At 62.7% G+C, this 25025-nt stretch carries 25 protein-coding genes and 1 pseudogene; 16 read left to right on the top strand and 10 right to left on the bottom strand.

Translation table 11 applies throughout. The features are described from left to right. Positions 1 to 22: 22 nt before the first annotated feature. Together EJ079_RS31295 and EJ079_RS31290 are read right to left on the bottom strand one after the other, a co-directional pair. Positions 23 to 958 carry a substrate-binding domain-containing protein gene (locus EJ079_RS31295; protein ID WP_013532868.1) on the bottom strand — a complete coding sequence of 312 codons (936 nt, stop codon included), beginning with the start codon at positions 956 to 958 and terminating at the stop codon, positions 23 to 25. A gap of 344 nt (positions 959 to 1302) precedes the next feature. Continuing rightward, on the bottom strand, positions 1303 to 2460 hold the full coding sequence (locus EJ079_RS31290) for a fumarylacetoacetate hydrolase family protein (protein ID WP_127396915.1): 1158 nt from the start codon (positions 2458 to 2460) through the stop codon (positions 1303 to 1305). Between the two features lie 238 nt (positions 2461 to 2698). On the opposite strand from EJ079_RS31290, the gene EJ079_RS31285 reads away from it, so the two are divergent. The 7 genes from EJ079_RS31285 (at position 2699) to EJ079_RS31255 (ending at position 9309) form a co-directional block, all read left to right on the top strand. Next, positions 2699 to 3979 carry an FAD-dependent oxidoreductase gene (locus tag EJ079_RS31285; RefSeq protein WP_127396841.1) on the top strand — a complete coding sequence of 427 codons (1281 nt, stop codon included), beginning with the start codon at positions 2699 to 2701 and terminating at the stop codon, positions 3977 to 3979. A gap of 103 nt (positions 3980 to 4082) precedes the next feature. Beyond that, entirely contained in the window at positions 4083 to 4967 is an 885-nt protein-coding gene (locus EJ079_RS31280; RefSeq protein WP_127396840.1) for an ABC transporter permease, read from the top strand. Beyond that, complete coding sequence (locus tag EJ079_RS31275; RefSeq protein WP_127396839.1) at positions 4964 to 5833, top strand: ABC transporter permease; 870 nt, start codon at positions 4964 to 4966, stop codon at positions 5831 to 5833. Before EJ079_RS31280 ends, EJ079_RS31275 begins: the two co-directional genes overlap by 4 nt. Further along, positions 5818 to 6888 (top strand): ABC transporter substrate-binding protein, encoded by a 1071-nt coding sequence (locus EJ079_RS31270; RefSeq protein WP_127396838.1) that lies wholly within the window; start codon positions 5818 to 5820, stop codon positions 6886 to 6888. The genes EJ079_RS31275 and EJ079_RS31270 overlap by 16 nt, the downstream gene beginning before the upstream one ends. A gap of 211 nt (positions 6889 to 7099) precedes the next feature. Next, a complete protein-coding gene (locus EJ079_RS31265) occupies positions 7100 to 7708 on the top strand; it encodes a cupin domain-containing protein (protein WP_127328457.1) in 609 nt (202 codons plus the stop codon). Then, entirely contained in the window at positions 7698 to 8783 is a 1086-nt protein-coding gene (locus EJ079_RS31260) for an ABC transporter ATP-binding protein (protein ID WP_127811038.1), read from the top strand. Before EJ079_RS31265 ends, EJ079_RS31260 begins: the two co-directional genes overlap by 11 nt. A gap of 211 nt (positions 8784 to 8994) precedes the next feature. Next, positions 8995 to 9309, top strand: a complete 315-nt coding sequence (locus EJ079_RS31255; RefSeq protein WP_027036017.1) for a hypothetical protein — start codon at positions 8995 to 8997, stop codon at positions 9307 to 9309. A 29-nt stretch (positions 9310 to 9338) separates the two neighbouring features. Here EJ079_RS31255 and EJ079_RS31250 read toward each other — a convergent pair whose 3' ends face one another. Further along, on the bottom strand, positions 9339 to 10043 hold the full coding sequence (locus EJ079_RS31250; RefSeq protein ID WP_127320782.1) for an SOS response-associated peptidase: 705 nt from the start codon (positions 10041 to 10043) through the stop codon (positions 9339 to 9341). Positions 10044 to 10209: 166 nt separating this feature from the next. Here EJ079_RS31250 and EJ079_RS31245 point away from each other — a divergent pair, with 166 nt between their 5' ends. Then, a complete protein-coding gene (locus EJ079_RS31245) occupies positions 10210 to 10563 on the top strand; it encodes a nuclear transport factor 2 family protein (protein ID WP_127261632.1) in 354 nt (117 codons plus the stop codon). Positions 10564 to 10656: 93 nt separating this feature from the next. Here EJ079_RS31245 and EJ079_RS31240 read toward each other — a convergent pair. After that, positions 10657 to 11135, bottom strand: a pseudogene (locus EJ079_RS31240) (SRPBCC family protein). Then, positions 11132 to 11488 carry a metalloregulator ArsR/SmtB family transcription factor gene (locus EJ079_RS31235; protein ID WP_127397642.1) on the bottom strand — a complete coding sequence of 119 codons (357 nt, stop codon included), beginning with the start codon at positions 11486 to 11488 and terminating at the stop codon, positions 11132 to 11134. Before EJ079_RS31235 ends, EJ079_RS31240 begins: the two are co-directional and overlap by 4 nt. A 160-nt stretch (positions 11489 to 11648) precedes the next feature. Here EJ079_RS31235 and EJ079_RS31230 point away from each other — a divergent pair, with 160 nt between their 5' ends. Beyond that, a complete protein-coding gene (locus tag EJ079_RS31230; protein WP_245481766.1) occupies positions 11649 to 11984 on the top strand; it encodes an ArsC family reductase in 336 nt (111 codons plus the stop codon). Between the two features lie 196 nt (positions 11985 to 12180). Here EJ079_RS31230 and EJ079_RS31225 read toward each other — a convergent pair whose 3' ends face one another. Genes EJ079_RS31225 through EJ079_RS31215 form a run of 3 tightly spaced genes read right to left on the bottom strand, consistent with a single transcriptional unit; the run spans position 12181 to position 14805 of the window. Further along, on the bottom strand, positions 12181 to 12543 hold the full coding sequence (locus EJ079_RS31225) for a DUF488 domain-containing protein (RefSeq protein ID WP_127270292.1): 363 nt from the start codon (positions 12541 to 12543) through the stop codon (positions 12181 to 12183). Positions 12544 to 12559: 16 nt separating this feature from the next. Beyond that, positions 12560 to 13816 (bottom strand): aminopeptidase, encoded by a 1257-nt coding sequence (locus EJ079_RS31220; RefSeq protein ID WP_127811037.1) that lies wholly within the window; start codon positions 13814 to 13816, stop codon positions 12560 to 12562. Next, positions 13813 to 14805, bottom strand: coding sequence for a LysR substrate-binding domain-containing protein (locus EJ079_RS31215; protein ID WP_127811036.1), 993 nt, complete (start codon positions 14803 to 14805; stop codon positions 13813 to 13815). Before EJ079_RS31215 ends, EJ079_RS31220 begins: the two co-directional genes overlap by 4 nt. Before the next feature lie 94 nt (positions 14806 to 14899). On the opposite strand from EJ079_RS31215, the gene EJ079_RS31210 reads away from it, so the two are divergent. From EJ079_RS31210 to sbmA, 3 genes are all read left to right on the top strand, one after another. Beyond that, positions 14900 to 15121 carry a hypothetical protein gene (locus tag EJ079_RS31210; protein WP_127811035.1) on the top strand — a complete coding sequence of 74 codons (222 nt, stop codon included), beginning with the start codon at positions 14900 to 14902 and terminating at the stop codon, positions 15119 to 15121. A gap of 115 nt (positions 15122 to 15236) precedes the next feature. After that, the gene (locus EJ079_RS31205; RefSeq protein WP_127811034.1) at positions 15237 to 16397 is read left to right on the top strand and encodes a YbfB/YjiJ family MFS transporter; all 1161 of its coding nucleotides are present in this window, start codon (positions 15237 to 15239) and stop codon (positions 16395 to 16397) included. A gap of 113 nt (positions 16398 to 16510) precedes the next feature. Next, complete coding sequence (gene sbmA / locus EJ079_RS31200; RefSeq protein ID WP_127328446.1) at positions 16511 to 17770, top strand: peptide antibiotic transporter SbmA; 1260 nt, start codon at positions 16511 to 16513, stop codon at positions 17768 to 17770. A 29-nt stretch (positions 17771 to 17799) separates the two neighbouring features. Here the strand turns inward: sbmA and EJ079_RS31195 are convergent, their stop codons facing one another. Then, positions 17800 to 18798 carry a polysaccharide deacetylase gene (locus EJ079_RS31195; RefSeq protein ID WP_127811421.1) on the bottom strand — a complete coding sequence of 333 codons (999 nt, stop codon included), beginning with the start codon at positions 18796 to 18798 and terminating at the stop codon, positions 17800 to 17802. Between the two features lie 213 nt (positions 18799 to 19011). On the opposite strand from EJ079_RS31195, the gene EJ079_RS31190 reads away from it, so the two are divergent. Both EJ079_RS31190 and der read left to right on the top strand, forming a co-directional pair. Further along, on the top strand, positions 19012 to 19677 hold the full coding sequence (locus tag EJ079_RS31190) for a tetratricopeptide repeat protein (RefSeq protein WP_127811033.1): 666 nt from the start codon (positions 19012 to 19014) through the stop codon (positions 19675 to 19677). Further along, positions 19674 to 21104 (top strand): ribosome biogenesis GTPase Der, encoded by a 1431-nt coding sequence (gene der, locus EJ079_RS31185; protein ID WP_127396280.1) that lies wholly within the window; start codon positions 19674 to 19676, stop codon positions 21102 to 21104. Before EJ079_RS31190 ends, der begins: the two co-directional genes overlap by 4 nt. Before the next feature lie 249 nt (positions 21105 to 21353). Here der and EJ079_RS31180 read toward each other — a convergent pair whose 3' ends face one another. Then, positions 21354 to 22262 carry a LysR substrate-binding domain-containing protein gene (locus tag EJ079_RS31180; RefSeq protein ID WP_027036003.1) on the bottom strand — a complete coding sequence of 303 codons (909 nt, stop codon included), beginning with the start codon at positions 22260 to 22262 and terminating at the stop codon, positions 21354 to 21356. 119 nt (positions 22263 to 22381) lie between these two features. Here EJ079_RS31180 and EJ079_RS31175 point away from each other — a divergent pair, with 119 nt between their 5' ends. Together EJ079_RS31175 and EJ079_RS31170 are read left to right on the top strand one after the other, a co-directional pair. Continuing rightward, positions 22382 to 23671: an MFS transporter gene (locus tag EJ079_RS31175; protein WP_127811032.1), complete on the top strand. Its 1290-nt coding sequence runs from the start codon at positions 22382 to 22384 to the stop codon at positions 23669 to 23671. A gap of 143 nt (positions 23672 to 23814) precedes the next feature. Next, positions 23815 to 24996: a cell wall hydrolase gene (locus EJ079_RS31170; RefSeq protein ID WP_127811031.1), complete on the top strand. Its 1182-nt coding sequence runs from the start codon at positions 23815 to 23817 to the stop codon at positions 24994 to 24996. Positions 24997 to 25025 lie beyond the last annotated feature (29 nt).

Raw genomic sequence — 25025 nt, 5'->3', positions numbered from 1 at the left:
CCGCGACTGCTAGGATTGGATGTTACTTGCCGGACAGGATGTCGTCGTAGATTTGCGCGGTGTCTTTTTCGTAGAGCGCGCCGGTGATGACGTTGAAGCCCGGAGGAATGCCGCCGGCGGCCATATTGGCCAGCGAAAGCGCGACATAGCTGGTCGCCTGCGGGTCCTGCCACTGGCCGGCATTGACATAGCCGTTCAGCACTTCCTGGGTGGTGTCGAGCGAGTTGCCCCAGCCGACGACCGGGATTTCGCCCGGCTTGATGCCGACCTGGTCGAACACCCGCTTGATCGAGCCGGTGACGAGATCGCCCAGTCCGATGATCGCCTTGACCTTGGCCTTGTTGGCCGTGAGGTAGTCGACCATGCGGTTGATCACTTCAGCCTGATCAAGCGTGGCTTCCGTGATTTCATAGGTGATGCCGAGCGGCTCGAAGACGCTCTTGATGCCTTCTTCTTCCTGCACGCCATAGGTGGCGCCGGGGATTTCGACCGGCATCCAGACGAAGTCGCCTTTCTTCACCAGGCCTTTGTCGACCAGATACTGCGCCCAATGCTTGCCGAAGGTGACATTGTCGCCGCCGACATAGGCGTTGAAGTCGGCTTTCGGATCAGGCGTGTTGAAATTGATGATCGGCACTTTCGCCGCACGCGCTTCCTTGACGATCTCGATCAGGCTGCCCGGATCGGGGCTCGTCGTGACGATACCATCGGCCTTGGCGGAGAGGGCGGCGCGAACCGCTTCCTGCTGCGAGGCGACATCGCCATTGTGGAACGAGGTGTTGACGGTGTTGCCGGTGTCCTTGGCCCATTGCTTGGCGCCGGCCAGGAAATAGGTCCAGACCGGATCGGCCGGACCGCCGTGCGAAATCCAGTAGAACGTCTTGGCCTGTGCCGCTGCTGGTACCACCATCAGCGCCACCAACAGGCCGTATAGAACGAGTCTTAGCCGTGTCAGCATTTGATTTCCTCCCGTTTGTAGATCGTCAGTTCAAAATCCGTCCCTTGTTCCGCGTCTTTTTGCCAGCGCCGGTTGAATGCGTCAGAGCATCCCCTTTTTCGACGGATGGCAAGCCTCCATCTGCCAAGCCTCCATCTGCAGGTGTAGTGGGCGTCTGACGGGGCGTCATCAGCGGTCCCATCAGATTGCATCAGTTGAGGTGATTTTCCGACTGTCTGATAATTGGCGTGATTGCTTCGGGTCGCGCGAACGCGGCCTGCGCCGACAAGGGTCACGCCGGCGACCATCCTACGCCCACGGGGCCAGGTCCGCAGCGCTTGGCAGGGCGTCGACGACACCAGTTGCTAGATCAGATCGGCTCTGGCCAGCTCCCGCATCAGATGGCTGGCGCCATAGGTCCAGTGCGGGCAGTCCGGCGACAGCTGCACGCGGTTGACCAGCGCGCCGAATTTTTCCGACGAGATGGTGACGATGTCGCCGACCTTGTGGGTAAATCCCTTGCCCTTCTCGCCGCGATCCTTGGACGGAACGAACATGGTGCCGAGATAGAGCGCCAGCCCGTCCGGATACTGGTGGTGCGGCCCCATGGCCGCGGCGACCAGTTCCTCCGGCGAGCGGCTGATCTCCGCCATCGAGCTTGCGCCCTCCAGCGAGAACCCGTCCTCGCCCTCGACTTTCAGGCGCACGACGGCGCGCTTGACGTCATCGATGGAGAATTTGTCGTCGAATAGGCGGATGAAGGGGCCGAGTGAGGCCGAGGCATTGTTGTCCTTGGCCTTGCCGAGCAGCAGCGCCGAACGCCCTTCGACGTCGCGCAGATTGACGTCGTTGCCGATGGTCGCGCCGACGATCCGGCCGCTGGAGGCGGCGATCATGGCGATCTCGGGTTCCGGATTATTCCAGGTCGACACCGGGTGCAGCCCGACATCGGCGCCGAAGCCCACCGAGGCCATCGGCTGGCACTTGGTGAAGATCTCGGCATCGGGGCCGATGCCCACTTCCAGATATTGCGACCAGGCGCCGCGCGAAATCAGCTTGGCCTTGATCTCCATCGCTTCGGGCGAACCGGGCTTCAGCTTCGACAGATCGTGGCCGATCAGTCCTGCGATGTCGGCGCGGATGGCATCGGCTTTTTCAGCCGAACCGCGCGCCTGTTCCTCGATCACCCGTTCCAGCAGGCTGACGACGAAGGTGACGCCCGATGCCTTGACCGCCTGCAGGTCGACCGGTGAGAGCAGGTAGGGTTTTGCTGGATCGCGCCCGGTCTCAAAACTGTTGGCGGCGATGTCATCGAGCGATCCGATCGGTCTGCCCTCGGCCGAGCGGACATGCGCAGCCGGGTCAGCCATCTCGCAAAGGTCGCGCATGGTTGGTGCCGCACGCAAGGTGATGTCGAAGACCGTGCCATCGCGCACCGCGACGACCAGCGGGTATGCGGCATCGCTGCTTCTGGCGCGTCCGACAAAAAGGCCCTCGGTGGGCAGGTGGGTCGGGTTCGTCATAGCGCTCTGTCCTCTGCGTGATCGACAATGTGGCGAAGTGATCGTCAATGTGGGCTGGCCGGATCGGCGCGGCACTTTCACCGGATTCCCGTCAAAGGTCTATCCCGTCGCAGACGATCGGAAACTCTGGGTCTCCGATCGTCTCGGCGGCAGTCCACAGACGAAAGCCAAGGCGCTCTTTCAAAATTGTGAAATTCTGACTAGGATTTTCACCAATCGCAGCGCATTCAGGTGACCTTTGGCGACAGCATTCTCCGATCCGATCTGGCGCAAGCCACAGACAGCTTCCACGTTTCAATCGCTTCCCAATGGCGAACGTGTCGATCTCGCCATCGTTGGCGGTGGCATCATGGGCTTGTCGACCGCCTTGCATGCCGCCCGGCTTGGCCTGTCGGTGCAGGTGCTGGACGCTGGCGAGATCGGCCAGGGCGCATCAGGCTTGAATGGCGGTCAGGTCATTCCCGGCCTGAAATACGATCCGGAATGGCTGCTGGAGCATTTTGGCCCGGAGCACGGCGAGGCGCTTGTCAATTTCGCGGCGTCGACCGCCGATGCGGTGTTCGAGCTGATCCGCGACGAGAAACTGGCGGTGCCGTTCGTTCGCAATGGCTGGATCCAGGCTGCGCACACCGAGGCCGCACTGAAGGCGGCGGTAAACCGTGATCGGCAATGGCGGGCGCGTGGTGCCGACGTCCGGTTGCTCGATGCGGCGGAGATCGCGGCCAAGACCGGTGCACAGGGTTATCTCGGCGGCTGGCTCGACCGCCGCGCCGGTGTGATCGATCCGCTCGCCTACACGTGGGAACTTGCTCGGGTCGCGACCGCGGCTGGAGTGAGGATAGCCGGACATCAGAAGGTGGTGCGGCTAGACAAAAGCGACGGCGTTTGGCGTGTTTCAACTGAAAACGGGGTGCAATTGCAGGCAAAGGCGGTCGTGCTGGCGACGAACGCCTACACGGACGGTCTGATCCCCGGTCTCGCCCAGACGATCGTGCCGCTGCATTCTTTCCAGATCGCTACAGCGCCGTTGCCGCCCAACCTGGCGGCCACGATCCTGCCGGAAGGACAGGCGGTGTCGGACTCCAGGCGCATCCTCGTCTACTACCGCAAGAGCGCCGACGGCCGGCTGGTGCTTGGCGGCCGGGGTCGCATGGCGCTGCCGACGAGCGCCGGCGACTGGGCGCATCTCGAGCGGGCGCTGCGGCGGCTCTATCCCGTGCTGTCCGGTGTCGCCATCGAGAAGCGCTGGTTCGGCCGCGTGGCGATGACGCCGGACCATCTGCCGCACATCCATGAGCCGGAGCAGGGCCTGCTGGCCGTGGCCGGCTGCCAGGGTCGTGGTGTCGGCCTGATGACCGCGCTTGGCGAGCGCATCGCCGGCTATCTCCAGAGTGGCGATGTCAGGCAATTGCCCTTCCCGGTCTCGCCGATCCGACCGATCCCGTTTCACGCCTTCCGCCAGGTTGGCGTCGCCGCGACCATCGCCTGGTACCGGCTGCTCGATGCGTTGGAGCGCTGACCAAAGCAATTCCTGTCAATGGGGTTCCGTTTGGGATTCCGCTTGACAGTTTCATGAATATGAAAAACTCTAAGATAATTTCAAATTTCCGATAGGCAGGTCGATGTCGGCCCTAGTTGCAACATCAGCGCCAGAGGCCCGGTCTTCTCAGGGCTTCCGGGTCGCCATGCTGCTGCCGGGCGCGCTGGTCACCTTCCTGCTGATCCTGTTTGCCCTCGGCCTCGTGCTTTTTCTCGCCTTCCGCGGCAATGACGGTTCGCTGCTCGGCGCCGGCTTCACCGTGGCGAATTTTGTCACCGTGGTGTCCGATCCGCTGTACTGGACGGTGACGCTGCGCTCGCTGATCATTGCCGCTCTGGTCACGCTGGCGACGGTCGTCACCGCTTATCCCGTCGCCTACTACCTCGCCTTCCACGCCGGCCGGCGGCGCGGCCTGCTGCTGTTTCTGGTGACGCTGCCATTCTGGACCAGCTATCTCCTGCGCGTCTTCGCCTGGAAGATCGTGCTCGCCTATAATGGCGTTTTGAACTCGGCGCTGATCGAAAGCGGTATCTGGTCCGAACCGACATTGGCCTTTCTCAACACGCCGGCGGCCGTCGTCGTCACGTTAGCGCACGCCTATGCGCCTTTCGCCATCCTGCCGATCTACGTGGCGCTGGACACCATCCCGAAATCGCTGATCGAGGCCGCTTCCGATCTCGGCGCGCGGCCCTTCACTTCCTTCCGCCGGGTCGTGCTGCCCAATTCGATGCCGGGCGTGCTGGCGGCAGCCCTTGTCGTCTTCGTGCCGACGGTCGGTGACTATGTCACGCCGGCGCTCGTCGGCGGCCCGGCCAGCACCATGATCGGCACGCTGATCCAGGCGCAGTTCGGCAAGGCCAATGACTGGCCGTTTGGCGCCGCACTCTCCGTCGCCGTCATGCTGGTCATCCTTGCCGTGGTGCTGGTCGCGCGTTTCGCCGACCGCAGATTTGGCAGCCGCACATGAGCGCTGCACGCACGCAGGGAGGCGGCCGCTGGCTCGGCGTCTACGTCATCGCCTATCTGGTCTTTCTCTATCTGCCGGTGCTGCTGATCCCGCTGTTTTCCTTCAACAACTCGATCCAGGCAGCGTTTCCGCTGCAAGGCTTCACCTTACAATGGTACGCGACACTGTTCGGCAATTCGGCGCTGACCGGTGCACTCTTGAACAGCCTCGTCATCGGCGCCATTGCCGCCACGGGCGCGACGCTGTGCGGCATCACCGTATCCTACATGGACCTCTACGGCCGCTCGCCGCTGGCCGCCACCATCAGCGCCATCGCAAGGCTCCCGATCCTGATCCCCGGCGTCATTGTCGGCATATCGCTGCTGATCCTCATCAACCTCATTGGTCTGGGGCCATCGCGCATTGCCATCGTTCTCGGCCACATATTGGTCGCGCTGCCGACGACCGTGGTGATCATGCGCAGCCGCTTCGCCGCCATCCCGAAAACCATTCGCGAGGCGGCGCTCGATCTCGGCGCCTCCGACTGGACGACGTTCCGGCGGGTCATGCTGCCGCTCAGCCTGCCGGCCATCATTTCGGCCTTCATGCTGGCCTTCCTGATCTCCTTCGACGAATTCATCGTTGTCTTCTTCCTCGCCGGCACCGAGCCGACGCTGCCGCTCTACATCTGGAGCCAGCTGCGTTTTCCAAAGTCGCTGCCGACGGTGATGGCGCTGGGCACTTCGATCCTGGCTGTGTCCTTCATCATCGCTGCAGCAGCTGAAATCCTGCGCCATCGCGGCTTGTCCGCCACGGCGCCAAAGCCCGCGGATCCATCACAACCAAAACAAACCAAGAGAGGAGAACTGCAATGGCATTCGACCTGAAATCGATCTCTGCAAAGACTGTTTGCGCTGGATTGACGGCGTTCGCGCTGGCGCTGTCGTCGACCGTCGCTTTCGCCGGCGACAAGCTGCAATATTTCACCTGGTCGGGCTACGAACTGCCCGATTTCAACAAGAGCTTCCTCGCCGCGCATCCCGATGGCGTCGAGGCCTCCATCTTCGGTGACGACGATGACGCCTTCACCAAGGTCAAGGCCGGCTTCCGCCCCGACATCGCGCATCCCTGTTATGACAAGGTGGCGCGCTGGAACAAGGAAGGCCTGCTGCAGCCGATCGACACCAAGCGCATCAAGAACTGGGATTCGATCTTCCCGGTGTTCAAGAACCTGCCCGACCTGCAGGCCGGCGACGGCAAGGTCTGGATGGTGCCATGGGACTGGGGCAACACCTCGATCCTCTACCGCACCGATCTGGTGAAGAACCCGGAAGCGAGCTGGAACCTTTTGTGGGACAAGCAGTATGCCGGCCGCATGGCGACGATCGACGCGGTGCATGACACGCCTGTGGTGGCCGCGCTGCTCGCCGGCGTCAATCCGTTCGACATGACGCCGGAGCAAATGGACAAGGTGGCCGAGAAGCTGCGCGAGCAGCGCCCGCTGCTCTCCAACTACACCACCGACATGACCTCCGTCGAACAGGCGTTGGCCAGCGGCCAATTGGTCGCCGCCATGACCTGGAACGCGTCCGCCACGTCGCTGAAGAAGCAGGGCGTGCCGGTCGAGTTCATGAAGCCGAAGGAGGGCATGCTGACCTGGGCCTGCGGCTTCGTCATGCTCAAGGACGCCAAGAATGTCGATCTTGCCTATGACTTCATCAACAGCCGGCTGGATGCCGACTCCGGCAAATACCTGATCCAGGCCTATGGTTACGGCAGCTCGCTGAGCTCCGCCTTCGCCACCGTGCCGAAGGCGGAATTGGAGAAATTGCAGCTGCCATCCGATCCCGAGGTGTTGCTGAAGACCACCATCTTCACCGGGCCGATGAAACAGAATGACGACCTCGCCAAGATGTTCGAAAAGGTCAAGGCAGGCGGGTGAGTTGAGGCCTGCCTTCTCCCTTGTGGGAGAAGGTGGATCGGCGCGCAGCGCCGAGACGGATGAGGGGTGCGTGGCGGATCGCCGTCGTCGCCAAGCTGGAGCACCCCTCATCCGTCGCCTGCGGCGACACCTTCTCCCACAAGGGGAGAAGGGGGAGCTTATCGACGCTTCGCCGCGCTCCGATGGATAGACTGCAAACGAGGACGAATTGATGGACATGCTGGACGAACCGGCTGAGAAGCCGAAGGACGATGCCGATGTGCGGGTCGGCCGGCGCGTGCGGGCGCTGCGGCTGGAGCGCAATCTGTCGCTGGCCGATCTTGCTGCAAAAGCCGGGGTGTCGATCGGTGCGTTGAGCCAGATCGAGCGCGGCATGTCCTCGCTGCGCGTCAAGGTGATCTGGCCGCTCGCCGCTGCTCTCGACATAGAGCCGTCTGCGCTGATCGCAGACGGCAACGATGCCGTCAGCGATCTCTATTGTGTGCGTGCCGACAAGCGGCGGCAGATCCCGGTGAAATCGGAAGGCATTGCCAAGGCGCTGCTGTCGCCGCCGGGCGCGACGCTGACCGGCATGTTGGTGACGGTGGAAGCCAGTGGCGGCACGGCCGAAGCCTATGCCCATGCCGGCCATGAATTCGGCTTCGTGCTGGCCGGCGAGGTCGAACTGGTGGTGGATTCGACAAATTACGTGCTGAAGGCCGGCGACAGCTTTGCGTTCAAGAGCACGCTTTTGCATGCCTTCCGCAATCCCGGCGCCGAGCGTTGCCAGATCCTCTGGGTCAACACCACGAAGCCGTCCGAGGTTCGCGATGGCGCCTGATCCACTCGTGCGACTGCAGGCGGTCTCGAAGATTTTCCCTGGCGGCATCGTCGGGCTCGACGCCGTCGATCTCGACATTATCAGCGGCGAGTTTGTCACGCTGCTCGGGCCGTCGGGTTGCGGCAAGACCACCAGCCTGCGCGTCATCGCCGGTTTCGAAAGCCCGTCGAGCGGCAAGGTGTTGCTCGATGGTCGCGATATCACGGCCCTTCGGCCCTTCGACCGGCCGGTCAACACCGTGTTCCAGGATTATGCGCTGTTCCCGCACATGAATGTCGCCGAAAATGTCGGCTTCGGTCTGTCACTGCGCAAACTGTCTGGAGCCGAACAGGCAAAGCGCACCGGCGAAGCCCTCGACATGGTCGGTCTCGCCGACAAGCTTGGCGCCCGCGTCTCCGAACTGTCGGGCGGCCAGCGCCAGCGTGTCGCGCTGGCGCGTGCCATCGTCTGCGAACCACGCGTGCTCCTGCTCGACGAGCCGCTGTCGGCGCTCGATGCGCATCTGCGCGAGCAGATGCAGGTTGAACTGAAGCGGCTGCAGTCGCGGCTCGGCACCACCTTCGTCATGGTCACCCACGACCAGACCGAAGCGCTGTCGATCTCCGACCGCATCGTCGTCATGAACAAGGGCCGCATCGAGCAGATCGCGCCGCCGGCCACCCTTTACGACCGGCCCGCCACGAAGTTTGTGGCGAGCTTCATCGGCACCATGAATCTCCTGCAATCACGGTTTGTCGGCCGCGATGGCGGTCGCTTGCGTTTCACCGCTGGCACCTTGCCGCTGGAGGCCATCGCTGAAACGGGCCAGTCACCCGGGCAAGGCGAGATGCGCACCATTGGCGTGCGCCCGGAGGATCTGCTGGCGGCCACCGAAGCTGCGCCCGGCACCGCACCGGCGCGCGTCAACAGCATCGTCTTTCACGGCCGCACGCTGCGCCTGCATGCCGAACTCGGGCAGGGCGCCCCTGTTGTCATCGATGCACCGCGCCAGGCCGAGGGTTCCCAATTCAGCGTCGGAGACGTGGCGCATATCAGCCTGCGCCGTGGTGCCAACTGCCCGGTGCTACCAGGTTAGTTTCAGCTACGTTAAAAACCGAAGCATCCGTTCGCGCCGCTCCGTGGCTACAAGCACTACGCCGATTGGGCGACCAACTTCGAGGTCAAGGGCATCATCGGCTACGGGCCGTCGTCGCCCTGACTATGTGGACCTGTCAGCCGGCTGTGAACAAAAGACCATGGAACTAAGTAGGATTGACTCGCCGGGGAATATATTCCTAGTTTGGCCGATGCCGGAATTGAGCAGCCGACCGCGCCGAAATGTGCAGACCCTGTGCCTTGCGCACGAAGTCGGGCAACTCATTCGTGTTCGATGCCGGCACTGCAACATCACTCGGCACTATCTGCCCGGCGATCTCGCAAAGCTTGTGGGGGATATTCCCTTTTGGGACGTCGAACGGCATATGCGGTGCGAGCGCTGCAAGCTTCGCGAGCTTGATGCCAGCATTATTTTGCCGAGCGCCGCTGAACGCTTGAAAATTCGGGTCAGGCGCCTTGTCGAAATCCGCATGGTTCGCCGGGTGATCTGGCGAGACGACGATTAAGAAAGCGGCTGATTAGTCGATCCTGCGGCCTAGAACAGAGACCCTTGAGTTGGCACCTGCTGCGGAAACTTGATCTGCGTGGCGGGCTTCTCAACAATCACCAATGCATCGTCCGGCGCTGTCTGCTGCAAATGCCTCGCTTCTGCCCACGGCGCTATAAGCCAGGCCTGGGCATCTTCCGGCGTGGTCAGGATCACGGGCATAGCCTTCTCATGGATCGGCGCGATGACGGCGTTAGGCTTGGTTGTCATGAAGGCAAATAGCTCGAAGTCGCCAGGACCATCCTTGACCTTTCTAACGCCTTGCCAACGGGTCCAGAAACCAGCGAAGAAGAACAGCGGCCGGCTCTCGTCACGCGCAAACCAATAATTGCGCTGGATGCCTGTGTCTGGGTCTTTGTCGTTCGGGGTAGGGCTGGGTTCGGCAAAGCTGGTCACCGGCACGACGCATCTGTGCTCGACGCCGACATATTGCTGCCAGTGCGAATATTGCGGATTGCGCACGTTGGTAGTGCCGTAGTCCGCCTTGCCTTTTATGCGTTCAGGTGGCGTTGGCAAACCCCAAAGCAGTTTCGCCAGCTCACGCTCCCCATCCGCCGTGTTGCGAACGACTAGGCCAGGCTGATTGGGATAGACGTCAAGCGAAGGCTCAAGGTTGCCGCTGACGTCGCGCATTGTGTGTGTCCATTGGCGGACCGCCTCTTGCGTCGTGGTAATATTGTAGAGGTTGCACATTCACCTAGAATTGCGGAATTGGCTTGTGTCCGCAACCGGATGTGCGGGAGCGCGATCTGCACGACATTATCATCCTGACATCGCTTGTCAGCTACGACGCGGCCCGACGATGGCAGGGCAGTAAGCTGTTCCCTACTTGCAGTGCGTCTGAACAGGAGGAACACAAATGACCATCGCGGAAATTGCCAAGGATTTCACCGAGCTGCTCAAGCAGGGCGATAACGAAGCTGCTGCCGAGAAGTACAATGCCGATGATATCGTCAGTCTCGAAGCCATGGCGGGGCCAATGGCCATCTCCCATGGCAAGGAGGCTCTCAGGCAGAAGGGCCAGTGGTGGCAGGAGAACAACGAAGTGCATGGCGGCTCGGTCGAGGGCCCCTATGTCAACGGAGACCAGTTCGCGGTGCGCTTCAAGTTCGACATCACGCCCAAGGCCACCGGCGAGCGCGTCACCATGGATGAAGTTGGCCTCTACACGGTCAAGAACGGCAAGATCACCGAAGAGCGCTTCTATTATTGAGGCGGAAATGCCACCGGGAGACTGCTCTCTTCGCTGCCGGGTTGAAAACAAGCATGACGGCCAAGACAACGTCCTGGCCGTCATGTGGGAAGATCAGATCGTCTTCACATACTGCGCAAGCTGATCGGCCACCGTGCCCCAGCCGTCGAAGAAACCCATCTCTTCATGGTTGTTGCGGGTCGCCTCGTCGCGATGGATGGCGGTGGCGTGTAGCGCGTGCCCTTGCCGTCCGGCTGCAAGGAAATGACAGCGGTGATGAAGGGTTCTCCTGACGGCCGGTAACCCGGCAACAATGCATCCGTCCACACCAGCCGCTCGTTCGGCACGATTTCGAGATAGCAGCAATGGCGGTCGTTGACCTCGGTTCCGTCGGGCGACTGCATGCGCGTGCGGAACAGCCCGCCCGGCCTGAGGTCGATCTCGCAGTCGGTGATCATCCAAGGCTTCGGCGTGAACCATTGCTTGACGTGCTCCGGCGTCGTCAAGGCGCGCCACAGCAATTCGCGCGGCGCATCGATGACGCGCTCCAGCACGAGGTCCAGCCTGGGATCCGGCTTGAGGGGATAGATCATTTTTCTGTCTCCTTGAGGGTCATCACATAGGCGTCGAACTGGTCGAGGCGGCGCTCCCAAAGCGTGCGCTGTTCGGCCAGCCAGTTTTCGGCGAGTTTCAGCGGCTCAGGTGCCAGCTGATAGGTCCTGACCCGGCCGGTCTTTTGCGAGTGCACCAGCCCGCAGCCTTCCAAAATCTTGAGATGTTCGATGAAGGACGGCAGCGCCATCTTGAAAGGCTGCGCGAGTTCGCTGACCGAGGCGGGACTGCGGTTCAGCCGCTCGACAACGCGGCGTCGCGTCGGGTCGGCAAGAGCGCGAAAGATGCCGTCGATCGGTGGAGGGCTCGGAGTTGGGGTCTGGAGGCTTGTCATTGATTGGTCCTGAGGCGCTGTCAAAACACTTAGGAAAATTCCTTAGTGTTGGCAAGGGCAAAACCGAAGGCCTGCCGGGGCAGCGCTGGCAAAGCGCGCAGAGCGTCCTTAATCTGCGGTCAGATTCGAAATCCGAAGGGCCACTGTTTTGACGATCACCATGTACGGCATCACCACCTGCGACACGGTCAGGAAGGCACGGGTTTGGCTGGATGGCCATGACGTGGCCTACCGGTTTCACGATTTCAGGGCAGAGGGACTGGACGCGAAGCGGCTCGATGGCTGGGTTGGCAAGGTCGGCTGGGAAAAGTTGCTCAACAGGGGTAGCACCACGTTTCGCGAGCTGCCGGACAACGACAAGCAGAGCCTCGACGAAAAGAAGGCCAAGGCGCTGATGCTGGCCAAGCCGACCGTGATCAAGCGACCGGTGCTGGAGGTTGGGGATCGGATTCTGGTGGGGTTCAAGGCTGATGTTTATGAGGCGGTGGTGAAGTAGGGCAGCGCATACACCTCACTTCGTCATCCTATGGCGAAGCAAGGAGCGGAGCGACGCAGCGCAGACCATAGGATCCATGCCGTGATCTATCCGTGTTGCAACGGTGCAGATTCTGCTCCGCTGCGCCTTTCGACTGAGGTCGCGGCATGGATCCTCGGGTCAAGCCCGAAGATGACGAAGGTCTGGCTAACGATGGCTAATTGTGAGCGCTTGCGCTGAGATACCCCGCCAGCGCCACCGCATTGTTATGCGCTTCATCATGCGCGCCATAGAGCAGCGTCACCTTGCCGTGGCTGATCAAGCCTCGCAATTCACTCACCGCCTCGCCGTTCCCGTCCAGCTCAGCACGATACCGCTCCTGAAACTCCGGCCAGCGCGCCGGCGCATGGCCGAACCACTTTCGCAGGTCGTCGCTCGGTGCGATGTCCTTCAACCACAGCGTCAGCGCAGCGTCTTCCTTGCTGACACCGCGCGGCCAGATGCGGTCGACCAGAACCCGCTGCCCGTCATCGGGCGCGGGTGGCTCGTAGATACGCTTGACCGCCAGGTCGAAGGCCATCGCACCCTCCGTACGGTCAAGCCCATTCACCCTTGCGCATGACGGGCACGCGGGCGCCGTCCTTGTGGACACCATCGATGTCGATCTTGTCCGAACCGATCATCCAGTCGATGTGGATGAAGCTCTTGTTGCCGCCGCGCGCCGCGATCTCGTCCTGGCTGAGCGAGGCGCCGTCGACGAAGCACTTCGAATAGCACTGGCCGAGCGCGATATGGCAGGCGGCGTTCTCGTCGAACAGCGTGTTGAAGAACAACAGCCCGCTTGCCGAGATCGGCGAGGAATGCGGCACCAGCGCCACTTCGCCGAGGCGGCGCGCGCCCTCATCTGTATCGAGCACCTTCTTCAGCACATCCTCGCCCTTCGATGCCTTGGCCTCGACGATCCTGCCTTCTTCGAAACGCACCGAAATGTCGTCGATCAGCGTGCCCTGGTAGGACAGCGGCTTGGTCGAGGAGACATGACCCTCGACCCGCCTTGCATGCGGCGTGGTGAAGACCTCCTCGGTCGGGATGTTGGGGTTGCAGGTGATGCCGTTCTTGGCGGTCGAGGCGCCGCCCATCCATTCATGGCCGTCTGCCAGTCCAACGGTCAGGTCGGTGCCGGGTCCGGTGAAGTGCAGCGCGTGGAAATTATGGCCGTTGAGCCATTCGGTGCGGCTGCGCAGCGCCGCGTTGTGCGCCTTCCAATTGCCGATCGGGTCCTCCACATCGACCCGCGAAGCGGCGAAGATGGCGTCGGCGAGCTTCACGACCGCAACATCGTCGGCATCGCCGGGGAAGACCTGTTTGGCCCAGGCGAGGTCCGGATAGGCGACGATGTTCCAGTTGATGTCGAAGCCGGTGATCTTTTCCAGCGCCGGCTGGTAGGCCATCGAATTCGCCTTGTTGGCGCGCGCCACTTTCGCCGGATCCTGAGCGGAGAGCAGCGACGGATCCTCGCCGCGCACGGCAAGCCTGGCCGCATTGTTGGAAAAGGCCTTCGCCATGCCTTCATAGAGCCAGCCGGCGGCGCGGTCGAAGCTCACATCGGCGCCGAAGCGGTAGCGGGCCAGCGTCATCTCGTCATCGTTGAAGATCGGTGTCACCAGGCCGGCGCCGGCCTTGTAGGCGTGCTCGACGATCCGCCTGGTCAACGGCAGTGCCGCGATCGATGAAGTCAGCACCAGATCCTGGCCTGGCTGCAATTGCAGTCCGACCTTGATGGCGACCTCGGCCAGCCTGTCGAGCTTCACCGGGTCGATCGATGCGGAAACGCCGCGCGAATGTGTGGTCATGATCCTGCCTGTCGTAGTTTGATGTCCGACCTACCATAGAGCGGCGGCGCGGTGCTTTCCACCGCGATCGCGCCGGCGGGTTCAGCGTTTGCGGACCCGAACCGCGCCATCGTTGCCTCGATCTCTTCCCTGATCCAGGCCTTGAAGTCCCGGACCTTGCGGCTTTCGGCCTTGGTGCTGGAGGTCACCAGCCAATAGCCGAGCCCGCTCTGGGCGCGGATTCCGAAAGGCGCCACCAGCCGCCCGTCGGCCAGCGCGTCGGCGGCGAGCAATTGCCAGCCCAGCATCACGCCATGACCGGCAATCGCCGATTCCAGGCACAGCATCGGGTCGGTGAAACGCGCACCTTTCAGGAAGGTGACAGGTGGAACACCGGCCGTCTCGAACCAGCTTTCCCAGTTGATCATCGCCCGCTCGTCGGTGATCGCGCAGGTCTGGGCAAGGTCCTCGATCGATTTCAGTTTTTGGGCGATCGCCGGCGCGCAGACCGGGAAGACTTCCTGCGCCAAGAGCAGTTCCGTTCGCCCGCCAGGCCATTTGCCGTCGCCGAGCCGGATGGCGATGTCGATGTCCGAGTGATCGAGATTGGCCAGCCGCACCGAAGCGTCGATGCGCAGCAGCACGTTGGGATGCCGGTCGAAGTGGCGAGATAGCCTGGGCAACAGCCACTTCGAGGCAAAGGCCGGCGCCACCGAAACCACCAATGTGCATTGCGTCGCCTCGTCGGCCAGGGCCACGGCCTGGGAAAGCTCACGAAATCCAGCACCGAGGCGGGCCGCGAAGACGGCGCCGAATTCGGTCAGCACCAGACCGCTCGCCGTTCGCTCGAACAGCGCCCGGCCGAGCTGTTTTTCGGTACGGCTGATCTGCTGGCTGACGGCGCTGACGGAAACGTTGAGTTCACCGGCCGCCGCCGCCAGTGATCCGAGACGGGCAACGGTTTCGACGGCGCGGAGGCCGTTGAGATGGACGCGGTTGAGCATGGCCATTGAGTTTTTCTAAACTGATCCGGCTGAAATCTCAATTGAAAGGCATATCGAAACGGCAGATTTTGTCGGGAGAGACAGACCTGTGGAGCCGGAAATGTTAGGGATGTTGTCGTCGTCGCTGAAGGTCTTTTTCACTGCGAGCAGGCCGTATGAGCCGCGCCCGGACGGCGAGGCGCAGAGATGGCTGATCGATCCGCTTTCGCATCCGGTGCTGAACACCATGTCGGAGCGCGAACTGGGCGATGTGCCGTTCAGGCTGACGGCACGGCGGACAGTGCACGAAACGGCTCCGCTACGCGCCGGCGGTCGCTGCTGAGCAGGCGCGAAGCGTTCGGCTTGGGGAAAGTCGAGGCGAGCACCGCGTCCCGCGCACGCACTGGCCCAACAGATGGCGATTGTTTCAGCGATCCCTGCACTTATTGTGCAGTGCAATGACATCAGCCACCTCGACAGCGCTGCGTTTCGCCTTCGCTGGCATGATTGCCATGGCGATTGCCATGGGCATCGGCCGTTTCGTCTACACGCCGATCCTGCCCGGCATGATGCAGGAACTGCATCTGTCGCCTGCCGATGCCGGCTGGATCGCCTCTGCCAATTATCTCGGCTACCTCGTCGGCGCGTTGGCGGCGGCGGGCGGCTGGGCGCATGGGCGCGAGCGCCTGCTGATGCTGGCGGGGCTTGGCGCCAGTGCGGTCCTTGCCGCGCTGATGGGGCTGACCGAAGCGATGGCGGCCTTTCTCGCCATCCGCTTTCTGGCCGGTCTGGCCAGCGCCTTCGTCATGGTGTTCATGGCCAGCATCGTGTTCAGCCATATCGCGGCTGCCGGTCGCAACGACCTGCAGGCCTGGCATTTCGGCGGCGTCGGGCTCGGCATAGCGGCATCGGCGGCGATGATGGCGGTGCTGGTCGCCGAGCATTCCGGCTGGGCGGCAGGCTGGCTATGGTCGGCGGCGATTTCGGCCTGCGGTTTCGTCCTCGTGGCCCTGTTGGTCAATGAGGGTCCGCTCGGCAGCGGCGAAGTCGCCCGCGAGCCGGCACTGCGGATGGACCGGTCGTTGGTCAAGGTCATCATCGCCTACGGCCTGTTCGGCTTTGGCTATGTGGTGACGGCGACATTCCTGGTCGCCATCGTCCGGCAAGGCGGCGGCAGCCGCGTCTTCGAGGCCATGGTGTGGATGGTCGCCGGTCTTGCTGGCTTTCCCTCGGTCTGGCTCTGGCAGAAGATCGCGGCCCGGACCGGCCTCTATGCCGCCTATGCGCTGGCGTGCTTCATCGAAGTTGCCGGCGTCACCGCCAGCGTCGCCATCGGCGGCGCCACCGGGCCGCTGCTTGCCGGCGTGCTGCTCGGCGGCACCTTCATTGCCATCACCGCCTTTGGCCTGCAGGCCGCCCGGCAGCAGGCGCCAAGCGCGCCGCGCCGGATCTTTGCCCTGATGACGGCTGCGTTCGGCCTTGGCCAGATCATCGGGCCGGTCGCGGCCGGATTTCTGGCGCAAATGTCCGGCGATTTCTTCCTCGCCTCGATCACCGCGGCGGTCGCGCTGGTCGTCTCCGGGGCCATCACATGGTCGGCTGCGCCAAAATCGCCATGATTGTGGGCTTGCTGTGCCGGGCATCGGGCACAGGCATTTTCTTTCCCACTAATGTGTGACTTTATGCCCGCTGCCGTCAGCTGATTTGCGCCTAGATCGAGGAATTCGCCACAGTGTTCGTATCCTTTTTCCCGCAGCCGAAGCTCTTCTTCTCTTCGGCCGCCGTCTGGAGCCTTGCGGCGATCCTGTTCTGGTTTTTCGGTGGTGAACAATTGGGCGCGGTTTTGGGATTGCCGCCGGCTGCGGCCGGCGCGCCGCCCATCATCGGCATCGCGATCCTCATGTCGCCGCCGTTTCTATGGTTTTATCTCTATTTCGTGTTCTGCGTGGCCGTCTTCTACGCATTCTGGAGCTGGTATTCGCCGCATCCGTGGCAGCGCTGGTCGATCCTGATGACCGCGGTCATCCTGTTCTTCATCTATTTCAATGTGCAGGTCAGTGTCGCCGTCAACGCCTGGTACGGACCATTCTTCGACTATGTGCAGGGACTGATGTCGGGGACTGGAAAGTCGACCAACAGCGAATTTTATATCGGATTGGCGGATTTTTCGTGGCTCGCGCTGGTCGGCATGAATGTGCAGGTGGTCAATGCCTTCATCGTCAGCCACTGGATTTTCCGCTGGCGCACGGCGATGAACAATTATTTCGTCGAGAATTGGAGCAGGCTACGCCATATCGAGGGTGCCTCGCAGCGTATCCAGGAAGACACGATGCGGTTCTCGCAGATCATGGAAGACCTCGGCTCCAGCTTCGTCCAGTCGATCATGACATTGATCGCATTCCTGCCGGTCATGATCCAGTTGCAGGCCCATATCACTGAGTTGCCGATTATCGGCGCGATCCCGCAGCCATTGGTTGTCGCGGCCCTTGCCTGGTGTCTGTTCGGGACGATCTCGGTCATGGTTGCCGGTCTGAAACTTCCAGGGCTGCAGTTCCGCAACCAGCGTGTCGAAGCCGCCTACCGCAAGGAACTCGTCTACGGCGAGGATCATGCGGACCGCGCCCAGCCGGCCACCACCGCCGAGCTGTTCGAGAATGTTCGTCACAATTATTTCAGGCTGTATTTCCACTACATCTATTTCAACGTCGTCCGTTACACCTACCTGCAGGCCGACAACATTTTCTCGCTGCTGATCCTTGGTCCCTCACTGGTGGCGCACAAGATAACGTTCGGCGCGCTGAACCAGATTTCGAACGCATTCGGCAAGGTGACGGGGTCGCTGCAGTTTCTGCTCACGTCCTGGTCGACCATCGTCGAGCTGCAATCGGTCCACAAGCGCCTGCGTGCCTTCGAAGCGACGCTGCAAGGCGAGCCGTTGCCTGAAATCGACCAGCGCTATCTGGCAAGACAGAGCGCCGAGGACCCAGCCTAAGGTTTTGGAAATCGAACCGGGTCGGCGGCTCAGCCGCCGATTGAGACCTGCCTTTGGCCAGCGTCCTGTCGCGAAACATAATCGCGAAAACTGATGCATTCGACATCGGCTTTGACGCAGACGTCGCCGGCAAAGCGCTCCAGCGCGTTCCAGTAGGCGCCGTCATTCATCAGCGCGAAGTGGAAGCCGAGTTCCAGTGGAATGCGTTTTCCCGCATACTGCTTGTCGAAGGCGGCGCGGAAGGCAGCATAGGTCCGGTTGGCGAACTCGCCCGCCTGGCTTGGCCGCTCGAAGCCGCCGGAATGCCTGACATACAGATTGTAGTCCATGGCGATAACCGGCCGCGACTTCGGTCCTTCCGGAATCTGCGGCAGGGAAAAGTGCATGATGCCGTTGCTGGCCGTCGGTCGGGCAGGGCCCTGCGAGACGCCGCTGGCATCGAATTGATATCCGGCCGCCGGCAGCGCCTCGTAAAGCGCCTTGCCGGTCGACAGATACGGCGCGCGAAAGCCGACCACCGCATGCCGCGCGAAATCGCGCCAGCCCTGTGGTTCGGGTGCAATGCCGTTGATCGCATAGGCGTTCTCGAGAATGTGCTCGAACGAACTGAACTCTTTCAGCCAGTCGGCCTTGCTCCAGTCCTTGCCGTCGAAATGGCCACAGCCATGGCTGGCGATATCGTGGCCTTCATGCGCGGCAAGGCCGATCTGTTCGAGCCGCTCGGTGACTTCCTGCTTCGAGGCGGCAAAGCCGATGTTGGATTTGCCGGCGCCTTTGCCGGGTGCGGTGTATTCCTTGCGTGTCTCCGTCGACAGCAGGAAGACGCAGGAGAGAAAATAGGTGAAGTGCGCGCCGGTGCGCTCAGCCAGTGCCCGGCTGCGTTTCCACTGCGAAATGTCGCGGGCACTGTCGAATGAGATGATGACGACCTGTTTCGGCTTTGCCGGCGCCGGTGGATCGGCCAAAGCCCCACCGGCGGCGGCGAGTGCCGCAAGCGAAAACGCAACAACGCGGAACGGACGAAGCATAGGCAATCTGATCTTCACTCGGGGAACGTCTGCAAGCCGGCTATCGCCTAAATGTGGCGTGGGTGCGATTGGCCTTTTCGGCTGCTTGTCCGGGGCAAACATCCGTTTGCCCCGGACAATAGGCGATTTTCCGGTTGAACCCCTTCCATGCCGGCAAAATTTCGCTAAAACGCGGGCTGACAAAGGCCCGACGGGGCAGGAATGGTTTGATTGATGTCCGACGACAGTTTTATCCGTGAAGTCAACGACGAGATCCGTCGCGAGCAGGCGCAGGCGCTGTGGGACCGTTTTGGCCCGGCCTTGATTGTCATTGCGGTCCTCGTGGTGCTCGGCACCGCCGCCTTCGTCGGCTATCGCTATTGGGACGAGACGCGCGCCAACCGCTCGGGCGATGCGTTCTCGCAGGCGCTGAAGCTTGCCAATGACGGCAAGAACGATGAGGCGCTGACTGCGCTCGATCAGTTGGAGAAGGATGGCTACGGCGCCTATCCGCTGCTCGCCCGTATGCGCGGCGCGACCGTCAAGGCGAACAAGGGCGATGTTCCCGCCGCCGTCAAGGATTTCGACGAAGTCGCCGCCGACACAGCCATTCCCCAGGGAATTCGCGACATGGCGCGCCTGCGGGCAGCGCTGCTGCTCGTCGACCATGGCTCCTTCGCCGACGTGTCCAGCCGTGTCGAGGCACTGACATCCGACACCAACACGCTGCGCCACACGGCGCGCGAGGCGCTCGGCCTTTCCGCCTGGAAGGAAGGCAAGACGCAGGATGCGCTGAAACTGTTCGACCAGATCGCCGCCGATGACGGCGCCCCGCGCAACACCCGCGAGCGCGCAACATTGATGTCCGAGCTGATCCGCGGGTCGGGCAGTGCGTCGTGACCTTCAAAGTCGCCATCATCGGCAGACCTAACGTCGGCAAATCGACTCTTTTCAATCGGCTGGTGGGAAGGAAGCTGGCGCTCGTCGACGACACGCCGGGCGTCACCCGCGACCGTCGCGTCCATGCCGCCAAGCTTTACGACCTGCACTTCGATGTCATCGACACCGCCGGCTTCGAGGACGCTGGCGCCTCGACCTTGCCCGGCCGCATGCGTGCGCAGACCGAGATCGCCATCCGCGAGGCCGACCTGATCTTCTTCACCATCGACGCCAAGTCTGGGCTTTTGCCTGACGACAGGACCTTCGCCGAGATCGTGCGCAAGTCCGGCAAGCCGGTCGTGCTGGTCGCCAACAAGGCCGAGGCGAAGGGCGCCCAGGGCGGCATGCTGGAAGCCTGGGAACTCGGCCTTGGCGAGCCGATCCCTGTTTCGGCCGAGCATGGCCAGGGCATGCCCGATTTGCGCGACGCCGTGATCGGCGCGCTCGGCGAAGCGCGCGCCTTCGGCGAAGCAGAAGGCGAAGACGAAGACGTTGCTGCCGGCGAGGTTCTGATCGGCGAGGATATCGCCGATCCGGATGCCGAGCACACCTATGACGACACCAAGCCAATGCGCATCGCTGTCGTCGGCCGTCCCAATGCCGGCAAGTCGACGCTGATCAACGCGCTGATCGGCGAAGAGCGGCTGCTCACCGGACCGGAAGCCGGCATTACCCGTGATTCGATCTCGGTCGACTGGGATTGGCATGGTCGCCGCCTGAAATTGTTCGACACGGCCGGCATGCGCCGCAAGGCCAGGATTCATGAAAAGCTGGAAGTGATGTCGGTGCAGGACGGTCTACGCGCCATCCGGTTTGCCGAGATCGTCATCATCGTGCTCGACGCCACCATCCCCTTCGAGAAGCAGGATCTGCAGATCGCCGACCTGATCATCAGGGAAGGCCGGGCGCCGGTGATCGCCTTCAACAAATGGGATCTGATCGACCATCCCCAGGAGCTTCTGGCCGAACTGCGAGAGAAGACGGAACGGCTTCTTCCCCAGGCGCGCGGCCTCCAGGCCGTACCTGTCTCCGGCGAGACCGGGCGCGGCCTCGACAAGCTGATGGATGCCGTCATCAGGACGCACAAGGTGTGGAACAGCCGCGTCTCGACCGGCAAGCTCAACCGCTGGTTGGAAGGCATCCTGGCGCACCACCCGCCGCCTGCCGTGGCCGGACGCCGGCTGAAGGTCAAGTACGTCACCCAGGCCAAGACCCGGCCGCCGGGTTTCGTTGTCCAGTGCTCGCGGCCCGATGCGATGCCGCAATCCTATGTCCGCTATCTCTCCAACAGCCTGCGCGAAGCCTTCGACATGCCCGGCGTGCCGATCCGCATTGCGCTGCGCACGTCGGACAATCCGTTCGCCGGTAGGTCGAACAAGCGCAAATAAGCGGTCGGGCTCGAATGAGCCCCTTTGCTCGCGGGAATTCTCCGCAAAATTGGCGGGACAGCACCCCCCTCTGGCCTGCCGGCCATCTCCCCCGCAAGGAGGGAGATCAGCAGTTCGTTCTGACGGCGCCTTTCTTGCAACGTTGAAGATTCGCGAGAGCACTCGCGACATCCAATCTCCCCCCTTGCGGGGGAGATGTCCGCAGGACAGAGGGGACGGAACGCGACACTGGATACCTGTTCCGGCTGTCTAAGCGACCTCCTTCAACCGCTCGTCCCGTGGCAGCGCCTGCAACGCCGCCTGCAACAATATGTCGGCCAGCCGCGCTGCCACCGGATCCAGTTCAGCATCCTTCTGGTGCAGCACCAACGCCATTTTGGGCAATGCCGGCAGCCCGGCGATCTCCGGCGTCATCGCGCTGACGCTGGCCGGCAGGCCGATGTCGGTGCGGATCGTCAGCCCCAGCCCCGCCGCCACGGCTGCCCAGATGCCGCCAAGGCTCGGGCTGGAAAAGGCCATCCGCCACGACAGCCCGGCGCGGTCGAGCGTTTCGGTTGCCACCGTGCGCAGAAGGCATGGCGCTTCGAGCGCCACCAGCGGCAGCGGCTCACCGTCGCGCAGGCTGGTCTCGATGCGCTTTGCCGGCCCGATCCAGCGCATCGGCACATCGGCGACATGCTGGCTGTAGGGCAGCGTTTCGCCGCAGTGCCAAGCGAGCGCGATGTCGAGGCTGCCTGACATGACCCTTTCAGCAAGGTCGTGGCTGCGTGCGATCCTGGCTTCGATCTTCACCTTGGGGTGCGCCCGGGCAAATCGGCCGAGCACGTCCGGCAGCACCGCCTCGCCGAAATCTTCCTGCAAGCCGAGCCGTACCCAGCCTTCCAGCTCGACATCATGGATGGCGGATGCCGCCTCGTCATTCAATTCGATCAGCCGGCGCGCATAGCCGAGCATGGTCTCGCCGGCCTCGGTCAAAGCGAGGCCGCGTCCTGATTTGCGGAAGATCGGCGTCGCCGCCTGTTCTTCCAGTTTCTTCAATTGCGCGCTGACCGCCGACGTCGACCGGCCAAGCCGGTCAGCGGCCTTGGCAAAGCTGCCCAGCTCCATACCGGTGACGAAACTGCGCAGGACGTCGAGGTCGAAAGTTACGCGTCGCATGTCTGAAGTCCCGATTTTCAGGATTGTAAGTTCAAAACTTCCTGATTTTCAGGATGAAATTATGGCGGTAGGGACAGATCGTCAAGGCCGGACCACTGGCCAGCACGGGAAATGAAATCATGTCCGCCATCGTCAATTGCACCGATCGGCAGTCGCCGAAGCTCCTGGAAGATACCGGTTCCGCCGGGAGGGTTTTCAAGCCGGGCCATCGCTGGAAGGTTCTGGGCATCGGCGTTGCCGCCAATGCCGCCTTCTCGGCTACGTTCTCCGGCATCCCGGCGACGGCGGTCGTTCTTCGCCAGGGCTATCATTTGGGCAATGCCGAGCTCGGCCTGGCGCTCGGCCTTCTCGGGCTGGGGGTCGCGCTCAGCGAGTTGCCCTGGGGCCTGCTTACCGATCGCTGGGGCGATCGCCGCGTGCTCCTGATCGGGCTCGGCGCGACGGCGGTGTGGCTCCTGGCCATGGCGATGCTGGTTGTGCCGACAAAGGCCGGTATTCCCGGCGTCACGCTGCTCTCCGCGAGCCTGCTCATCACCGGACTGCTCGGCGGCAGCGTCAACGGTTCGAGCGGCCGCGCCATCATGGGCTGGTTTCGGGAAAACGAGCGCGGCTTTGCCATGAGCATCAGGCAGACGGCGGTGCCGCTTGGCGGTGGCCTTGGCGCGCTCGTGCTGCCCTCGCTTGCGCTGGCTTTCGGCTTTGGCGCGGTGTTCGGGGTGCTGGCGGGCGCATCCGCTCTGTCTGCCCTGTTCGCCTGGCGCTGGCTGCACGAGCCGCCGACGGCGGGCGAGGGCCATCTCGCTTCGGCTGCGGTCGGACCGGCGCCGCTGCGCAATCGCGATGTCTGGCGTATCGCGACCGCCATCGGCCTGCTCTGCTTTCCGCAGGTGGCCGTGCTCACCTTCGCCTCCGTATTCCTGCACGATTTCGTTGGGTTGGGAACGGCGGCAATCAGCGCGAGCCTCGCCGCCGTTCAGATCGGCGCCATGGTCATGCGCATCTGGAGCGGCCGCTTCACCGACCGTCACGGCAACCGCCGCCAATTTCTTCGCTTGTGCAGCGCGTTCAGCGCCCTTGCCTTCGCCATGCTTTGGCTGCTGGTCCTGTTCGGCCCAACCGTTCCGGGCGGCCAGCTCATCTGGTTGGCTGTCCTTCCAGTCGTGCTTATTGTCGCAGGCATCTCGGTCTCCGCCTGGCACGGTGTCGCCTACACCGAGCTTGCCACCCTTGCCGGGGCCAGCCATGTCGGGACCGCGCTCAGCCTTGCCAACACCTTTGTTTTCGTAGGCTTCTTCCTGGTGCCGGTGGCCATTCCGGGGCTCTTGCACCTTTGGTCTTGGTCCGGCGTCTGGCTGGCGGCCGCCATCTGCGCGCTGATCGCCCGGCCGATCTTCCTGCGTCCGGCCTGAGTTCGGCCGCAAAACCGCCCGACTTCGGAACCACGACCTGAAGCCGGCTGAGAACAGTCCGATCGAAGCCGTTAACGTCCCATCAAGGTTAATGCATCATTTTGCTCTCCAGTGGGGTCTGTCGCGTTCCTGGAGAGTGTTCCGTGCATCGACGTGTGTTGAAGCGGCTGGTTGCCGCCGCCGGTGAGAGAAGACGTGGCTTTCTGCCCCCGTTCGTCATCGGTCTCGGCATCTGGATCGGCTTTCCGACCATCGTCGCCTATCAGGACATGACGAGCCTTGTCTCCGGCCTCGAAGCGAACACCCGCTGGAATTCCTATGTCGAGAAATCCGTCGCCGGCTCGACCCATGCTGCCGAGATGCCCTTTGTCGATTCTGATGTCACCGGCTCCATCTCCGGATCGGGTGTCCACCTGGCCGGTGTCGGCAACGTGTCGTTTCGCGGAAAGGGCGGCAAGGTCAGCGGCACGCCCGATGAGGACCGCGTCGTGCGCGCCGAGAAGAAAGGGCGCATCGTCCAGATGTCTCCCGTCGCACCGCCGAAGAACTTCAACGCCGGCTCGATCTTCGAGCGCACCTCCTCCTTGCTGCGGCCCAGCATCGACAGCGGCCTGAAAATGGCTTTCGCCAAGCCGCAGATCAAAGGCAAGGAAATCCAGATCGCCGCGGCATTCCATGCGCGCGAGGACAAGAAGCCGGATCCCGGCGTGCCGGCCATGCTGGCAGCGCTGGTCAACAACGACCATCCGGACGTGCTGGCCACCGCCTACGCGCAGTCCGAGCCTGACTATGCCAAGGCATCGCCCTTCGAAGCCCTGCTTCAGGACGAGCAGCCCAATGAGGGCCGCTTCATTCCGCCGATGGCCAAGGGCGATCATTCGTGGATCCAGAACCCGCTGCCCGCCAGTGTCTTCTCCCAGAAGGAGCAGGCATGCCTTGCCAACGGCATCTATTTCGAGGCGAGGAGCGAATCCGTGCGCGGCCAGGCCGCCGTCGCCCAGGTCATCCTCAACCGCGTCCGCAATCCGACCTATCCGAATTCGATCTGCGGCGTCGTCTACCAGAACGACAGCTGGTTCAACCGTTGCCAGTTCTCCTTCGCCTGCGACGGCAGGAAGAAGCGCATCGATAGCCCAGCCGCCTACAAGACCGCCCAGGAGATCGCCATGGCCGTCACTGCCGGCAAGATCTTTATCCCGGAGGTCGGATCGTCGACCCACTACTATGCCCAATATGTCCATCCCGGCTGGGCGCGCACGATGCAGAAGATGACCAAGATCGGCCTGCATATCTTCTATCGGACCTATGGCGGCGGCTGGAGCTGAGTGCGGAGCAGCCGCTGATCTTTGATGTG

It is taken from the genome of Mesorhizobium sp. M7A.F.Ce.TU.012.03.2.1, from assembly GCF_004006095.1.
In the GTDB taxonomy this organism is placed as follows: domain Bacteria; phylum Pseudomonadota; class Alphaproteobacteria; order Rhizobiales; family Rhizobiaceae; genus Mesorhizobium.
Note: the sequence above shows the minus strand (reverse complement) of the source record. Positions and strands in the feature narration are given on the sequence as shown.

Coding starts and splice junctions, on each gene's coding strand:
- EJ079_RS31295 (WP_013532868.1), bottom strand. CDS start 958: ATGCTGACACGGCTAAGACTCGTTCTATACGGCCTGTTGGTGGCGCTG.
- EJ079_RS31290 (WP_127396915.1), bottom strand. CDS start 2,460: ATGACGAACCCGACCCACCTGCCCACCGAGGGCCTTTTTGTCGGACGC.
- EJ079_RS31280 (WP_127396840.1), top strand. CDS start 4,083: ATGTCGGCCCTAGTTGCAACATCAGCGCCAGAGGCCCGGTCTTCTCAG.
- EJ079_RS31275 (WP_127396839.1), top strand. CDS start 4,964: ATGAGCGCTGCACGCACGCAGGGAGGCGGCCGCTGGCTCGGCGTCTAC.
- EJ079_RS31270 (WP_127396838.1), top strand. CDS start 5,818: ATGGCATTCGACCTGAAATCGATCTCTGCAAAGACTGTTTGCGCTGGA.
- EJ079_RS31265 (WP_127328457.1), top strand. CDS start 7,100: ATGGACATGCTGGACGAACCGGCTGAGAAGCCGAAGGACGATGCCGAT.
- EJ079_RS31260 (WP_127811038.1), top strand. CDS start 7,698: ATGGCGCCTGATCCACTCGTGCGACTGCAGGCGGTCTCGAAGATTTTC.
- EJ079_RS31255 (WP_027036017.1), top strand. CDS start 8,995: ATGCCGGAATTGAGCAGCCGACCGCGCCGAAATGTGCAGACCCTGTGC.
- EJ079_RS31250 (WP_127320782.1), bottom strand. CDS start 10,043: ATGTGCAACCTCTACAATATTACCACGACGCAAGAGGCGGTCCGCCAA.
- EJ079_RS31245 (WP_127261632.1), top strand. CDS start 10,210: ATGACCATCGCGGAAATTGCCAAGGATTTCACCGAGCTGCTCAAGCAG.
- EJ079_RS31235 (WP_127397642.1), bottom strand. CDS start 11,488: ATGACAAGCCTCCAGACCCCAACTCCGAGCCCTCCACCGATCGACGGC.
- EJ079_RS31230 (WP_245481766.1), top strand. CDS start 11,649: ATGTACGGCATCACCACCTGCGACACGGTCAGGAAGGCACGGGTTTGG.
- EJ079_RS31225 (WP_127270292.1), bottom strand. CDS start 12,543: ATGGCCTTCGACCTGGCGGTCAAGCGTATCTACGAGCCACCCGCGCCC.
- EJ079_RS31220 (WP_127811037.1), bottom strand. CDS start 13,816: ATGACCACACATTCGCGCGGCGTTTCCGCATCGATCGACCCGGTGAAG.
- EJ079_RS31215 (WP_127811036.1), bottom strand. CDS start 14,805: ATGGCCATGCTCAACCGCGTCCATCTCAACGGCCTCCGCGCCGTCGAA.
- EJ079_RS31210 (WP_127811035.1), top strand. CDS start 14,900: ATGTTAGGGATGTTGTCGTCGTCGCTGAAGGTCTTTTTCACTGCGAGC.
- EJ079_RS31205 (WP_127811034.1), top strand. CDS start 15,237: ATGACATCAGCCACCTCGACAGCGCTGCGTTTCGCCTTCGCTGGCATG.
- EJ079_RS31195 (WP_127811421.1), bottom strand. CDS start 18,798: ATGCTTCGTCCGTTCCGCGTTGTTGCGTTTTCGCTTGCGGCACTCGCC.
- EJ079_RS31190 (WP_127811033.1), top strand. CDS start 19,012: ATGTCCGACGACAGTTTTATCCGTGAAGTCAACGACGAGATCCGTCGC.
- EJ079_RS31180 (WP_027036003.1), bottom strand. CDS start 22,262: ATGCGACGCGTAACTTTCGACCTCGACGTCCTGCGCAGTTTCGTCACC.
- EJ079_RS31175 (WP_127811032.1), top strand. CDS start 22,382: ATGTCCGCCATCGTCAATTGCACCGATCGGCAGTCGCCGAAGCTCCTG.